Below are 15,694 nucleotides of genomic sequence, written 5' to 3' on the forward strand. Positions count from 1 at the left end.
ACCTCTAAAGCCGCAAATATGCAAATTTCCCTTACTTGAAAAGCAATCCTTTACAACTATCTTAAAGGGTTTCATGGTATATCCAGAACATTAGTCAGGATAAGAAAATCATTTTGATTTGATAACAAAAGTAATTTTACCGGTTGACACGGGGGCTACAATGGCGCTACCGGAAGTTTTGCTGAAAGTAAGTTTTTCCACCTCTGCCCTGTAAACTTTTTCCACCGCCGGGCTTACGCTGCGCTCAAGAGTACGCACCGAAATAATTTCACCCATATCATCAATTCTAATCTCAAATACGATACGTCCATTTTCATTTGAAGTATCATTTGGCTTTGGTTTAAAATCCCACATCCAGCCGGTCATTTCCAGAGAGGAGCCTCCTCCGCCTCCGGCGTTTCCATAAAGCGCCCGTGAATCCAGTGTACCCCTTTCATCTCCTTTATCGCCTTCACTGTCTACGTTATCACCATGACTGGTATTCTGGGGTTTATTGCTCTCCCCATCAGTTCCTCTGGCTCCTGACGCGGGCTTTACAGGGTCTTTGGTTTCAACAGGTTTGGTCTCCGGTTTTTTCTCCTCCTTCTTTTCTTCCTTTACCTCGGGCTTCTTAACTTCCTCTTTCACATCAGGCACAACCTGCGGGCTCTGCTGTGTGTTGGTAGTGGTTTCTACTACCTCTTCGGTGGGTTCTGACATCTGCTCGGGCTGGCTTTCTTCGACAGGCTCTAACTCTGCTTCCTCCGGCACTTCTTCGGGAGCGGCTTCTTCTTCACTATCGGTAGTTTCTGCGGGCCTGTCAGGTTGTACTTCGCCGGTTCCCACCTCGCTTGTCCCAAAATTTAATTCAATGCCATACTCAGGAAGAGGTGGATCAGGCTCTCGCCAGGCTAGAATAAACAAGAATGCGATAAGCAAAAGCGCATGCAAGCCTGCTGAAACCATTATGCCTACTTTTCTGTTTCTTTTTTCTTCTTCCCGCTCTTCCATGGGTTTATTTAATTCGGTTTTGTTGCTATAGATACCTTAGCCTCAAGGGCTGTGGCAATACCTGCTACATTAACCAAGTGCTGTGTTGGCACACTTTCGTCGATATGTAGTACAACCACACCATCAGTACCTTTTAACTTGCTTTTTAGTTCCCCTTCCAGCATTCCTTTACTCACCTTCTTATCATTCACATAATAATCCAGGTTTTTGGTAATAGTCACCGAAACCTTCTGGAGTTCTACCGTAGATGCCCGGCTGGTGGGCAGGTTGACCGGCAAACCTGATGGAGTAATGAAAGATGAAGTAAGCATAAAGAATATAAGCAACAAAAATATGATGTCAGTCATGGATGACATGCTGAACATTGGCTCTACTGTATGTTTTGATCTTAATGCCATTTTTTCAATTTCTTGGTTCTCAGCTATAATTCCGAGTCAGCGGCTCTTTAGTCATCAGTTTCATCTGTACATACCAGCCGAGTCCCGTGATAATGTGAACAATGATCTATCTCGGCTCCTGTAAGAGGTCAATAAAGTCTACAGAACTGTACTCCATTTTATGCACCACTTTTTGAACGCGTGTAACGAGATAGTTGTATCCCAGGTAAGCCAGTATGCCTACAAACAAACCTGCCGCAGTGGTAACCATAGCTGTGTAAATACCTTCTGAAAGTAACTTGGGACTTACAGAGCCTTCTTCATTGGCGATAGCAATAAATGCATCGATCATACCAATTACAGTTCCAAGAAACCCCAGCATAGGAGCCGATCCTGAAATTGTGGCCAGTAATGAGAGGTTTTTCTCTAACTTAAAAATCTCAATTTTACCTACATTTTCGATACTCACCTCAATATTCTTTAGCGGGCTGCCGATCCTTGATATGCCCTTTTCAATCATTCTGGCAGTCGGTGAATCATATTCATGGCAAAGTACTTTGGCTCCACTGATATCACCTTTCTCAACCATGCTCCTGATCTTCCCCATAAACGCTTCCGGGGTTTTGGATGCTTTGTTTATGGTAAGTACACGTTCTACAAAAATATAAACTGCCGCAATCGACAGGATCAGAAGGGGTATCATCATAAAACCTCCTTTAAAAAGGAGGTCCAGAACTGATTCGGATTTGAGTTCTTCGCTCACTCCGGATGTATCTACGCTAGTTGTAATCTGCGCTAATATCGCTAAAATCATATTAATATTTAATTACCCAAACACCATCACCATACTGACCTCTCAGGTCTGTTGCAGATGCTTCTGCTGCAGCCCAGGTATCATGGTTTTCTACCGCTATTCTATGAAATTTACTGTTTCCAAAAGGTTCTATTATGGTTGTACTTACACCTCCCTTACTCAGCTTTTTGGCATGGTCCATGGCCAGGTCTTCATCAATAGCACTAGCAATTACTACATAGTAACGGCCTGTTCGTGAAGAAATTGTTTCGATATTACCAATTTTAGGTTCCGCTTCTTCTGCCGCTAACCGGGCTTCCTCCTCCCGCTGCGCCTGCTCACGCTCAAGCCTCTCACGCTCTCTTTGGGCTTCGGCCTCCCGTTGCTTCTGCTCTTCCATTCGCTTCTGCTGCTCCAGTTTAGCTTTTTGTTCAGCTTCCCTGGCCGGCTGATAAAAGCCAAACCACCAAACAGCTGCTCCTGCAAGTAATAGCACAAATACCAAAGCCAGAACTTTTGGCATTATTGAATTATCTTTTGGAGGCTTATAACTTCCTGGCACATAAGCACTTTCCGACTCCACATGTGGTTCTTCATAGGTACTGGAATAATCATCTGGCTCGTCCTCTTGGGTGTACGAGTCTTCCTGCGTATAAGAATCTTCCGTTTCAGTATATGAATAAGTCTGATCAGACTCAGGCTCCTCTGTATTTTCCTCTTCATCCGGGGTATCCTCATCCCTGTCCAGTGGTTGATAATCTACATCGGGCAAACCAAAACTATCATCCGCTTCGTTAAAATCATCCCCTGAACCTTTATTTATATTATCGTTATCTTCTATCTCGTCGTTTTTATCTTTCTTAGCCATGGTTGAATTTTTAATAGTTGCCTTAAACTTGGTCTTACAAAAATAATTTAATTTTTCACTGTGGCAAACTACACGATACAAACTATCATTTTGCTACAATACTCCCAATATAGGAATATTAATTCATTTAAAATCTACTAAATAGGCTAAAAACTATAAGTCAGACCTGCCATAAACTGCAACCCCCGTGACGGATAATGGTAGTAAACCTCATATTCTTTTGAAAAGATATTATTGAATTGCAGGAAAACAGATACCTGGTCTGACACCAGATAATCGGTTTTAAAATTAAGATCAAAAAGTGCATCAAGTTTTACAGCATCTCCTGTTTCCGTATCCCTGGCCATAATTCCTCCCATAGCGTATGCTTCCGCAGTAAAAAGAAATTTATCGAACAAATTATAACTGGCCAGAGATGATATCTTATAATTTGGCTTGTGCCAGGCTTCTTCAACTTCATCCACTGCATAACCCCAATAATCGCCCCTGGCAGTTAACCTGAACCTTTCTTCTGTATTGAGGCTTATTTGACCAAAAATATTAAATACTGCGGTGTTGCCGGTATCGTATATAACATCAAACTTGGACTGATCAGCAGGTGAGTTAATAAAGTAATACATGTTTTTATAGTTGGCCGCACTAAAGCCTGCTCCAAAGCCAAGTTTACTGCTTAATTTACCATTAATCCCTCCATATAAATCAAATGTTTTATTTGTATGGTAAATATTGATGTTAGCATCTACAAAGGGATTTTCCTCTGAAAAGGTTTTTAATGTATTCTTTTTAATGTCACCACCAATACCTGCATACAACTCTACACTTTCCGACAAAGGATAGCTCGCCTTTGCGGTTGGATAAAAATGCATTTTATCCGAATCACCCAGCGTATCATTTTCATAAACTGCATTAAAACCTGCTTCAATTTTAAACCCTTCATACTCAAATCCGAATGCAGGCCTTAAACGAAATAAATTACGGGCGTCTTTCTCCACAAGGTCATCCTCCCTGTTAATAGTTTCCAGGTCTGCGCCAAGCCTGACAAACGACTGATCACTTAGCGCATACTCCAGCTTAATATTGAGTTGTGCATCAGTTTCTGAGGCATCCCTGTTATCCTTCAAATAATCAAACCTCACTCCGGTATTATATTTGAAATCAGACTTCTCCTCGGTGTTCGACACACTACCTTTGAGGTAATAATTGTTATAGAATTGCTTAAGTGTATCTGAATCCACCTCTTGCCCTTCAGGATATCCGTAAAAATGATACAGTCTTTGGTTAAAGCCTATGTCGCCGCTGAAAGTAGCCTTTTTAGTAAAGTACTTTCCAAACAGGTCAACATCTATTTTACCAGACCCTGAGTTATCATCATCCACCGGCCCTTTCTTAGAATGTAAGTAATTAAAGTGTGCTCCATAACTATATTCTTTACTCCTTTTACTATTAAAGAAACCCTCAACATATGGAGTGGTATAGTTACCAAATCCTGCTTTTACATAATTACCATAAAGCTTAGACAATCGCTCATCCTTAATTCTCAAAGGCCTCACCCTTACATTCAGGTCAGGCAGGTCAAAGTTTATATTGTTATAAAAGTATTCGATTTCCTGTTTTCCCACATCAACGGTTGTCGGAGGGATTTTCTCAAAATTTCGGCTTGCAGCAGGTAATTTGATCTCACGGTCCTTAACGATCTCTATCTCTACATTTTCAATCTCGCCATCGTTTTCCCATCCATCCTGAGCGGACAATGTAAGCGGAGCTAACAGTAAAATTGCCCCTATATATCTTTCAAAATATCTCATTTTTCAGTGATAGATTTTATCTATAACAAACACTTAAGTTATTAATTTTCAATATCTTTTATATCAATAGTTAAACTATCAGATTCATCAATTTTACTACTATCTTTGGTCTTCTGCATCTGTTCTATTTCTATTAGCTTAGCTTTAGCCTTCATACGGATATGTTCCAAAGGAAAGTTTTCAATAATCGATTTCAGTGTACCTTTGGCCTGAAAATAATCCCCCAAAGCCGCGTAATTATCTGCCAGCAACAGATAGGCCTTTCCTACCCATTCTTCATAAATATTAAAGCTGTTATTAATCTCTATAAGAGCTTCTACTGACTGTTGATATTGCTTGTTGTTGTAAAATATTTGTCCCAATAAATATTGAGCTTCCGCGCCATGTTCATCTTTAGCCGTATTGAGCGTATTCAAAAATTCGTCTTTGGCATCTTCATAATTGCCCTTTGCATAGGCAGCCTTACCCAAATAAAGAGATGCCTTATTCTGCGAGCTGATATTTACATTACCTTTTTCCAAAATAATGTTAGCATAATGGTTTGTTGAATCATATTTTCCAAGGAGATAGTAAGATTCCATCAGTCCGGCCCAACCGTAATACTGTTCCTTTTTACTGTTCGCGGCACTAACCAAACGATAGTAGAAATAGGCTGCATTTTCATACCTGCCTGCCCTGTATTCGATTTCGGCAATTCGATGAATAATACGGCTTAACTGATTAGACGTGCCTTTTGCCAAAAGGTCATTATACACTTCAAGTGCTTTGTCAAACTCGCTTAAGCGATAATATGACTCTGCTATATAATACTTTGCCTCCGGCACCTTTGGGTTGTCAGGGTAATTGCGGACATAGTCCCTGAATGAAGCAATAGACTTCTGATAATCAAGGTTAAAATATTGGTTTTTGGCAGTTTCAAACTCCACATTTTCAATTCCTTTTTTCTCAGGGTTTGCCTTTTTGAATTGCGTTAGATAGCCCTCAAATTCAGCTGACTTGTTTTGAATATTAAGCACTTCCTGCAAGGGTAATAGCACTTCGGAAGCTATTGAGTGTGTTGGATATGTATCCAGTATTTTCTTGTAATCGCTTATAGATTTGTCATATTGCTTCAGGTTGTAATAGGAAGAAGCTCTTCTCATATACGCATACGGCGTATACTGACTCGAAGATCGCTGAGAAATCAAACTGGAAAAACCGTTAACCGCCTCTTCATAAAGTCCTTTCTCAAAATTCAACTGGGCTTTCTGAAACAAGGCATCATCATAATATCTTGACCGCGAATAGTTATTAATGATGAAATCATATCGCTCTCCGGCCAAAGCCACATTTCCCTGAATACCCAATACAATCCCTGCCTGTAACTGTGCATAATCATTATCTACCTTATTAAACTTAATGGCCTGATTATAATACCTTAGTGCGTTATCATATGATTTGGATACGTAGTAGCAATCCGCCAGTCGCAACAAAGCATCGTCATAGTATAATTTATCGTTTGCCGGCTCAAGCTGAGTGACATACTCTTTGAAATGTACCAATGCCTTACCGTACGCCTTTGTATTATAATAGGCATATCCAAGCCCATACCTTGCCTTCAGACCAGAGGAAGAGCTTCTTGCATAGGGGTTACCAATAATGGCCTGATAATGTCCAATGGCCTCTTCGTACCTCTGCCCTACCGAATACGCCTCAGCAGCCCATAAATTGGCCATAGATACATACTCAGGATCTATGGGGTGTTTCAGAGACTTTTTAAACAAATCTATTGATTGGCGGTAATCACCCTTATTAAAAAGCTCTGCTCCTTTGAAATAAGTTGCTTTTTGATATACCTTCTCCATGCTTTTATTCATGGACCGCATATTTTCAATATGCTCGATGGCAAGGTTATAATTATTACTGTTGAGATAGGCTTCTGAAAGCAGGTCATTTACCTCATCAATATGACTGCTCTTCGGGTAATTGGTTATAAACAACCGGAAAGCTTCAATAGCATCTTCAGAACGCCCCAGGTCATAATTGATCTTTCCGTACTGATAAGCTCCTTCTTCCCGTAAGTTCATACTTATTTTGTTCTTTCTTGCATTATCAAATGCTGTAAGCGCATAAAGCTTGTTTCCCTCCTTCAAATAGAGTATACCTAAATAATACGAGGCGTATATTCCTATACTGTCACGGTCGGAAGCCGCATGCTTTAAATTGTTTATAGCCTCTTCGTTATTTCCCAACCGATAATTAACATATCCTGCACGATAGCGTATGTCAGCGGATGGGTTATTGATCTGATCGTTATACAGGGCATAGTATTCCGCTGCCTGCTTAAAATTCCCTTTATTAAGATAGGCATCTGCCGTAAGCAAATAAAAGTCCTTTTGATTGACACTTCCGGAAGCAGCCAAAACCTTTTTGCTATACGCAATGAGGTCATCGTATCGTTTCTGCTTATAATAGGCATTGGCTATCATCCCCGGGACTACTGATTTATAAGCTTCGCTCTGCTCTGCTCTTTCAAGGTCTGCTATGGCTTTGTCGTATTCACCATTCTCATACTCAATATAGCCGGCATAGTAGCTCGATGCTGCTGCATATGGGGTAGTCTGCCTTTTGAGTACATTAAAGTAATTTAATGCTTCATTGAATTCCTGCTGACTAAAGTGAGCATAACCTAGCTTAAAACGGGTTTCCTGTCGCTGCTTCTCGGTAACCAAAGAGAGGTTAACTTTCGAAAGGTATTTTACTGCTTTATTATAATTCTTCTGCGCAAAGTAAAAATTACCTAACTCAAGATAGGCAACAGCAGCTTTGGGATGGTTCTGGTGTTTACGTATAAAGTCCTCTATAAGCTTTTCTCCGTCACTATGGTAAAGGCTTAGAGCGCTAAAGGCTATGTAATACTCTGCATCAATTTTCCGAATATCATCATCAGATTGTTCTACAAATCGCTCGAAACTCTCCCTGGCGGCAGTATAGTCCGATTTATCCAGCAATTCAAGGCCTTTTCTGAAGAGTGTATTTGATTCAGATTGGTATACTGTGTTCTGGCTCCATGCGGAAATGCTTATGAAAGCAAGAAACACAAGACTATATTTTAATCGCATCTATTTGTTATTCTTTTTTGATAATAAAAAGACAAGCTTTCTCTATAAACGAAACAATTACAAAAAGTTATTTACTGCTATAATAAAATAGTTAGGCTACGGCATTAAAGCCCGCATACTAGTGCAATAATTTAAATACCAGTTCTTTAAGTATCTGCCCGTCTGTAGCAGAAATGTTGTCAACCCCTTTGGACTTCAGGTCAGCCTGCCTGATAAAATGAATATTGTTGACTACCTGCATTGGACTGTAGTTTTTCATGGCATAAATGTAGTCTTTCACAAAATACGGGCTCACCTTAAGCACCGAGGCCAGGTTTCTCTCGGACTTGTCTTTGGCATGAAAAGCCATTAACAACTTGCTGTAGAAAGCAAATAAAATAGCCACTATCGGTATTATGGGGTTCTTTTTGGCATTTGCCTCAAAGTAGTTAACTATTTTATTAGCCTTGACCACATCCTTGGTCATTAATGCCTTTTGTAATTCAAATACATTATAGTCCTTACTTATGCCCACATAGCGTTGTACAATGGCTTCATCGATCTGAACTTTTTCTTTGAAGTTAATAAGCATTTTATCAACCTCATTGGCCAAACGCTCCAGGTCATTACCTATAGAGTCAGCCAGCATTTGTACTGCTTTTGGTGTTATTCCAAAACCTTTGTCTTTAATATAATTCTCCACCCATACCGGCACCTGGTTATCATACAGCTTTTTTGTAGTAAGCGCAATTGCATGCTTTTCAATCAGCTTACCAAGAGCCTTTCTCTTATCAAGAGTTTTATTTTTATGGCAGAAAACAAGTATGGTCGAAGGTACCGGATTCTGAATATAGTCGGTAAGCAGCTTCTGTCCTGATTCCTTATTTATATCACCAACGGTCTGAGCTTCCCTGACTATTACCACCTGCCTTTCAGACATCATAGGAAAACGCCTGGCATTGGTAAGTATGGTATTCATATTCACATCCCGGCCATATAATATCGTTTGGTTAAACCCCTTCTCGCTCTCGGTCAGTATATGATTCTCAATATAACCTGAGATCATATCTATATAGTAGGTCTCATCTCCCTGAAGAAAATAAACGGGGGCATATTTTTTACTTTTTAAATCCTTAAGTACGCTTTCAGGAGTTACAGCCATAAATCAATAATGTGTGATAGGCAAAAATAGCAGATTAGTTAGTAATGACTAAAAGTCTGCAAATAAATATGGAGGGAATTACATCAACGAAATTGATTCGATAAAAACGGTCCTTGGAATCTGCAAGTAGTAGTGATTAATTTGAATAACAGGATGTTACGATCCATTAAAAAAAATGCTAATTATCGACGGATAAAACCGCTGGTCGAATAACAAAAAAATCAAAAAATAGTTGTGTCAATTTCTCTACATAAATAAAACAAAACTGTATACTTTCGCATTTAAATACGTATACGACGGAGTTACCTATACCGAGAAACTGGTATAGTTTATGTATTAAGCGTATGACAATAACTAAAGAACCAAAAATTGAAATTATGAAAAAAACTATGAAACTAGGATTTATGATGACCTTGTTAAGTGGTCTGATGTTTTTCGCCAGTTGTGATGACAACGATGAAATAACACCAGTAGACCCTAACGCGGAATATGATGCGATACTAAGACTATCTGAAGCTGCTACAGGGGATACTACTACAGCTACTGTTAACGTTGATGCCAATACACAATCAACGATAAAGGCAAGAGTTACCTTCCTTTCAACCTCTGCAAGCATGAGAAGGTTGTACATTACACAAAACGTTGGCGGACAGGGAGATGAACCTTTTGAAATTACTGCAAACGTTGATAAAAAAGCTGATGGATCTATTGATATTGAAGCTGCCAATTCAAATGGAATTGTTTATGAACTTACGTTACCTGTTCCATCAGGTGTAGGGTCAGGTACAGTAGTTTATGAATTATGGACGACTACAGGCCGTGGTGATTACAGAGACCAAACACAAAGGTTAGCCGTAGGCCCTGGAACAATTACACTAAATTATGGTGGTGCTAATGAGGCTGCTGAAGTAAAGTCATTCTCAGCCAAGTTACTCGATGCTCCATTAGCGGATGGAAGTTCTGAAACCTTTATTTCACTTCTTGATGGCCAAGTTTATAAAATTAATCAAGGTGAAGAGTACGTTGACTTTTGGGATTTTGGATATTATTATGGTGCAACAGGTAAAGCTTCTCTAGCCTCTACAGATGATTACCCATCCAGTGTAATTGATATTGAGACTATAGCTAACACTAGCGATGCTTTAAATACTGCATATTTTGCTCTTTCCAGCAAAACCTCTGCTGATTTTGATGCAATTGCTGTATCAGGTGACTTAAGTTTTGTTACGAAGCCTACATCACAAAGAATAAACCAATTAGCTGCAGGTAATATCATCGAATTTGTGGACCACTATGGTAAAAAAGGTTTGATCAGGGTTACAGAAATCAATGGAACTGACGGATCTGACGGATACATTGAAATTGATGTAAAAGTACAGCCATAAGGTTTATTTTAAAGAAATCAAAGAAGCCGCTTAAGTAATACTTAGGCGGCTTTTTTTGTCTATTTGTCCCGTCCTGAAACAGCGTTACACAAAAAGTAACGTTATGAAAAAGAAGAATAATCGTCAGTATGTTAAGCGAACTCAGCGAGATCCTTAGGGGGTAAAAATGCGTACTTTAAGGCTTTAAACTATTGTTAGATAAGCTACTCAATAAAACCTACCACTCACGCCTTAACCTTCCTGTAACTATAAGCAGTTAGTATTCCGACAATAGCACCCGCCAAATGTGACTCCCAGGAAACGTGAGAATTGACCGGCAAAACTCCATAAAAAATGGATCCATATACAAGAAGCACAATCAATGAGATGAAAATGGATTTAAAATCCCTCCTCATGAACCCGTAAAAAATCAAAAAAGACGCAATACCATATACCAAACCACTGGCTCCCACATGGAAAGATGGTCTTGCAAAAATCCATACCAGCAGATTAGTAAAAAAATAGCATCTCAGAAAAACCCCGGAAGCAATTCTGTAATAGGAATAGAATAACACCACCCCTAAAAATAATAATGGAATGGTATTGGAAAGCAGGTGGATATAGTTGGCGTGGATCAAGGGAGCAGTTATAATACCAATACCTCCCATGAGCGTTCTTGGCCAAATGCCAAAAACTGTCAGGTCGTACCCTAATAAAAAGTCTACCACAAAAGATAGCCACATGAGAAATACAAATCTAAAAGGTACTACCGCACTTCCTATTAAGGTACGACCATTCGACATAATATCTATTTTGCAGGATCCTTAACCATATCCAGAGCTATCAACTTCGACTCTTCATACCCGACAGCCATATATCCTAACAGGCCACCTGATGATTCAGCAATTTTTTTTGCGATGTCTTTAATACTGCTATAAAACTCTTGAGCAAACTTATTATCCAGCTTAGGTAATATGCTATTCAGTCTTTCCAATTCTGAGATAATGAGTGGGTTTCTTTCCTCAGCACGTACAGGATACTGTTGGATCATTACTTTCATTTTATCTTCAAAGTCCTTGCCGGCTTCCTTATAGTAGTTGATAAGGTCTTCTCTGGCCTTCGTCTGTTTGGTTTTTGAAAGGCTCACTGCCTGCTTTATTTCAGACCTGTCTATGTCATTATCAGCCCCTGCTATTAAGATAGATACCAGCACTGGAACCTTGTACATAACTTCAACCTCTTCCTGGGTTAAGTTTTTAAATTCTTCAATCATACTTTAAATTAATTTGGACCAACTAAAATAGTTATTTATTCTATAAAACCTTCCGGCTTAGCATTTCAAAGTAAAAGAAGCTTTTTGTTAAATCAATAGGTAAGGAATAATTTTTTCAAAGTATTCAAAATGAACCTTTCTTATTAATTAAATACTTATATTATCTTTAGATACCTAACTTAAAAACCAAAACAGTATGTACGAACAGGAACCGGTTAAAATATTCATTGTCGAAGACGATCCTGCTTATACCAAATTTTTGCAGTATGTGCTCAGTCTTAATCCCGACTTTGAAGTTTCAACCTTCTCAACAGGTAAAGACTGTCTGGATAACCTGTACCAAAAACCATCAATAATTACCCTTGACTATACACTGCCTGACATGCCCGGAGAAAAGGTTTTGGCTGAGATCAAAGCTTTCGATAACATTCAGGTCATAATTATTTCAGCGCAGGAAAAAATTGGCACAGCTGTGGAGCTCCTGAAACTTGGTGCCTATGATTACATCACAAAAGATGAAGACACCAAAAACAGGCTGCTTAACACCATCAATAATGCGCGGCAAAATATATCTCTGGTTAAACAAATCGACCACCTTAAGCAGGAGATTTCAGAGAAGTATGAGTTTGACAAAAGTATTGTTGGCAGTAGTGGTGCATTAAAAAAGGTATTCGCCTTGCTTGAAAAGGCTGTAAAAACCAATATAACCGTTTCTATTACCGGTGAAACGGGAACCGGAAAGGAGTTGGTAGCCAAAGCTATTCATTATAATTCAAAGCGTAAAAAGAAACCTTTTGTGGCTGTAAATATAGCCGCCATTCCGTCAGAGCTTATGGAGAGTGAACTTTTCGGTCATGAAAAAGGCGCTTTTACTGGGGCCAATACAAGACGTATCGGGAAGTTTGAGGAAGCCGAGGCTGGCACCATTTTTCTTGACGAAATCGGTGAAATGGACCTGAACCTGCAGGCTAAACTCCTGCGGGTAATACAGGAGCGTGAGCTGACCAGAATCGGTGGTAACGAAATTATTAAACTAGATATCAGACTAATTGTAGCCACTCACCGCGATCTTGCGGAGGAAGTAAAAAAAGGCAATTTCAGAGAAGACCTTTATTACAGGTTACTGGGGCTCCCCGTTCACCTCCCTCCTCTGCGCGATCGTGGTAATGACATTGTAATACTGGCCAAACATTTCCTACAATCATTTGCCAAAGAAAATGACTTGCCAATCCTGAGGCTATCCGGAGAAGCCCAGGAAAAACTGCTTAGTTATCCCTTCCCGGGCAATGTACGTGAGCTGAAATCCATTATGGAATTGGCGGCTGTTATGGCCAATGATAATGAAATAAATGCTGATGACATTAGTTTTAACAGCGTATCAAAAGAGACAAATTTCCTGTTTGAGGAAATGACCCTCAGGGATTACACCTTTAAGATTATCAGGTATTACCTTGACAAGTATGATAACAATGTACTACAGGTAGCAGATAAACTTGATATCGGTAAATCTACCATTTATCGGTACCTGAAGGAAATGGAAGATGAACCTGTTAAGTAAAGTAAATGGAAGCAATAAAAAGTCTGGCCGATTATGTAAATAAAGGAGCCTTTTATAAAGCTGTTGTAGAGGATGGTTCGGATATTATCTTTATCGTAGACTACAATGGGAACATTTTGTATCACAATCCGTCCGTGGAAGAAACACTCGGACATGCACCTTTCAGCCTGATCGGTAAAATATTCTTTGATTTTGTAGAGCCGGAAACACTGAGAAACTTTAAGGCAGAGTTCGAAAAAAGCACCACAAAACCATATGATGAAAGTATCGAATTCCGTTTTTTGTGCAAAGACGGTTCCTACAAGTATTTGGAGTTTAACTCTATAAACTTAAAACACAAAGAGGGTTTTGAAGGGCTTATTCTTGATTGCAGGGATATTACGCAACGCAAAAAAGATGCTGAAGAGTTGCTCAGAGCGCAAAAGGCCAAAGAGCAATTTCTGGCCAACATGAGTCATGAGATAAGGACGCCCATCAATGGAATAGCGGGAATGGTCAACCTTTTGACAGAGGCTACCAGCGAAGAAGACAGGGTAAGCTACCTGAATGCCATTAAAAACTCAACAGAAAACTTAAAGGTAATTATTAATGACATTCTGGATCTGTCCGTGATCGAATCAGGAAAATTAAAGCTGGAAAAAATTGGTTTTAACATAAAATACCAGCTCAGCGCTGTTATTGATACTTTTCAATTTCAGTGTAAAGAAAAAGGGATAGAGTTAAAATATAGTATTGACCCTAATGCTGACACAGTATTGCTTGGAGACCCGGTACGGTTAAACCAAATACTTATTAACCTCATCAGTAATGCTGTCAAATTCACTCATATAGGCGAAATTAATGTTAAGGTTGAGCTGGACCGCAAAGAAGACAAGACACATTATATCAGATTTACCGTTAGTGATACCGGTGTAGGTGTACCTAAAGAAAAGGTTAATCATATCTTCGAAAGCTTTACCCAGGCCGATGAAAGTGTTACCCGCAGGTATGGCGGAACGGGCCTTGGCCTTTCTATCGTCAAGCAACTTGTAGAATTACAAAACGGCACCATTGAAGTAAGAAGTATGGAGAGCAAGGGCACCAAATTCGTTTTTGTAATTCCCTATGAATCCGGACAAATTAAGGATCTGGTTCAGCCACAGTCTTCCAAAGCCAAGACCACTCCACGCTATTCTTTTAAGGGTTTAAAAGTACTTTTGGTAGAAGACAACGACATTAATCGGTTATATGCCCTAAACATTCTAAAAAAATGGCAATGTGAAGTAGATGGTGCTGAAAATGGCTATATCGCACTTGAAAGATTAAGGACAAATGATTATGATATCATACTGATGGACATACAAATGCCTGTTATGGACGGGTATGAGGCAACCAAAAATATAAGAAGAGGGCTAAAACCACCAAAAAGTTATATTCCGATCATTGCTCTAACCGCCAACGCCATCAAAGGAGATAACGAGAAATGTATGGAAGTGGGCATGAATGATTACCTGTCAAAACCATTCCAGCCGGAAGATCTGTATAAGGTAATTACCAAATTCGCTAAAGAAAAACCACTTCAGCCCATTGAAAACGAATACATAGAAGCCACGCATGATAAAGTAACTGATCTCACTTACCTTACCAACGTCTGTGATGGTGATAAGGTATTTATGAGAGATATGATAGAAACTTTCATCACCAACACCCCTTCCGCCATTAATGAAATGCAAAAGCAGATCAGCAAGATGGCCTGGAATAAAGTAGGCGATGTAGCCCATAAACTAAAACCTTCAATTACATTTATGGGAATTGAATCTCTTAAGCCTATAATAAAGAAAATAGAGGATAATGGTAGAGAAAATTACGAGACGGACGAAATCCCTGCTCTCGTCAACACACTTTCCAGTAAGTGTCAGCTAGCTTTTAAGGAGCTTCAAAAGGCTCTTAATAATCTGTAGTCACAATATGAAACAATATTCCCATATTGGGATTACTCCTATCACTAAGTAGGGCTCTATTCCTCAATCAGGGCTTTTTTTATTACAGGCATATTTATTGGCGCAAGCTATTTTAAAATAGTTAGCCCTATGAAAAAACGTGATGGTGTAATTTTCCTGATCGACTCTGATTCCTATGACCGGAATATGTTGAGTCTTGCCATTGAAAAAATAACCCGACATAAAGTATTCAATTTCTTTAGCATGGAGGAATGCCTGCTTTACTGGAGGCTAAAACCAAAATTACTCATTTATGACTCAAGATCTGAAACTTCAATCCCTCAGCAGATCAAAGAAAACCTCAGTCTAATTAATATTTCAAGAGACATCGTCAAACAACAATGTCATAAGTTAAAAGATATGAATATTGCTGAGGAAGTGGCTTGTATCATAGGTCTTAACAGAACCATTGAGGATTAAGCATGAATCCATTATTATGGCTCAT

13 protein-coding genes are annotated in these 15,694 nt (G+C 39.3%); 4 read left to right on the forward strand and 9 right to left on the reverse strand.

Annotation, left to right across the window (positions count from 1 at the left end; translation table 11 throughout):
- Positions 1 to 108 precede the first annotated feature (108 nt).
- The 7 genes from LVD17_RS24860 to holA form a co-directional block, all read right to left on the reverse strand.
- Positions 109 to 990: a hypothetical protein gene (locus LVD17_RS24860; RefSeq protein ID WP_233762456.1), complete on the reverse strand. Its 882-nt coding sequence runs from the start codon at positions 988 to 990 to the stop codon at positions 109 to 111.
- 8 nt (positions 991 to 998) lie between these two features.
- The gene (locus LVD17_RS24865) at positions 999 to 1,388 is read right to left on the reverse strand and encodes an ExbD/TolR family protein (RefSeq protein ID WP_233762458.1); all 390 of its coding nucleotides are present in this window, start codon (positions 1,386 to 1,388) and stop codon (positions 999 to 1,001) included.
- Positions 1,389 to 1,494: 106 nt separating this feature from the next.
- Positions 1,495 to 2,181 (reverse strand): MotA/TolQ/ExbB proton channel family protein, encoded by a 687-nt coding sequence (locus LVD17_RS24870; protein WP_233762460.1) that lies wholly within the window; start codon positions 2,179 to 2,181, stop codon positions 1,495 to 1,497.
- A 1-nt stretch (position 2,182) separates the two neighbouring features.
- Positions 2,183 to 3,028 carry a hypothetical protein gene (locus LVD17_RS24875; protein ID WP_233762462.1) on the reverse strand — a complete coding sequence of 282 codons (846 nt, stop codon included), beginning with the start codon at positions 3,026 to 3,028 and terminating at the stop codon, positions 2,183 to 2,185.
- 146 nt (positions 3,029 to 3,174) lie between these two features.
- Positions 3,175 to 4,833, reverse strand: coding sequence for a TonB-dependent receptor (locus LVD17_RS24880; RefSeq protein WP_233762464.1), 1,659 nt, complete (start codon positions 4,831 to 4,833; stop codon positions 3,175 to 3,177).
- A gap of 41 nt (positions 4,834 to 4,874) precedes the next feature.
- On the reverse strand, positions 4,875 to 7,934 hold the full coding sequence (locus LVD17_RS24885) for a tetratricopeptide repeat protein (protein ID WP_233762466.1): 3,060 nt from the start codon (positions 7,932 to 7,934) through the stop codon (positions 4,875 to 4,877).
- A gap of 118 nt (positions 7,935 to 8,052) precedes the next feature.
- Positions 8,053 to 9,075, reverse strand: a complete 1,023-nt coding sequence (gene holA, locus LVD17_RS24890) for a DNA polymerase III subunit delta (protein WP_233762468.1) — start codon at positions 9,073 to 9,075, stop codon at positions 8,053 to 8,055.
- A 344-nt stretch (positions 9,076 to 9,419) separates the two neighbouring features.
- On the opposite strand from holA, the gene LVD17_RS24895 reads away from it, so the two are divergent.
- Positions 9,420 to 10,460, forward strand: coding sequence for a hypothetical protein (locus LVD17_RS24895; protein WP_233762470.1), 1,041 nt, complete (start codon positions 9,420 to 9,422; stop codon positions 10,458 to 10,460).
- A gap of 224 nt (positions 10,461 to 10,684) precedes the next feature.
- Here the strand turns inward: LVD17_RS24895 and LVD17_RS24900 are convergent, their stop codons facing one another.
- Together LVD17_RS24900 and LVD17_RS24905 are read right to left on the reverse strand one after the other, a co-directional pair.
- Positions 10,685 to 11,242 carry a rhomboid family intramembrane serine protease gene (locus tag LVD17_RS24900; RefSeq protein WP_233762472.1) on the reverse strand — a complete coding sequence of 186 codons (558 nt, stop codon included), beginning with the start codon at positions 11,240 to 11,242 and terminating at the stop codon, positions 10,685 to 10,687.
- A gap of 5 nt (positions 11,243 to 11,247) precedes the next feature.
- On the reverse strand, positions 11,248 to 11,712 hold the full coding sequence (locus LVD17_RS24905; protein WP_233762474.1) for a hypothetical protein: 465 nt from the start codon (positions 11,710 to 11,712) through the stop codon (positions 11,248 to 11,250).
- A gap of 196 nt (positions 11,713 to 11,908) precedes the next feature.
- Here LVD17_RS24905 and LVD17_RS24910 point away from each other — a divergent pair, with 196 nt between their 5' ends.
- The 3 genes from LVD17_RS24910 (at position 11,909) to LVD17_RS24920 (ending at position 15,669) form a co-directional block, all read left to right on the forward strand.
- Positions 11,909 to 13,270, forward strand: coding sequence for a sigma-54-dependent transcriptional regulator (locus LVD17_RS24910; RefSeq protein ID WP_233762476.1), 1,362 nt, complete (start codon positions 11,909 to 11,911; stop codon positions 13,268 to 13,270).
- 5 nt (positions 13,271 to 13,275) lie between these two features.
- Positions 13,276 to 15,210, forward strand: a complete 1,935-nt coding sequence (locus tag LVD17_RS24915; protein ID WP_233762478.1) for a PAS domain-containing hybrid sensor histidine kinase/response regulator — start codon at positions 13,276 to 13,278, stop codon at positions 15,208 to 15,210.
- Positions 15,211 to 15,339: 129 nt separating this feature from the next.
- Complete coding sequence (locus LVD17_RS24920; RefSeq protein WP_233762480.1) at positions 15,340 to 15,669, forward strand: hypothetical protein; 330 nt, start codon at positions 15,340 to 15,342, stop codon at positions 15,667 to 15,669.
- Positions 15,670 to 15,694: the final 25 nt, after the last annotated feature.

Source organism: Fulvivirga ulvae, assembly GCF_021389975.1.
In the GTDB taxonomy this organism is placed as follows: domain Bacteria; phylum Bacteroidota; class Bacteroidia; order Cytophagales; family Cyclobacteriaceae; genus Fulvivirga; species Fulvivirga ulvae.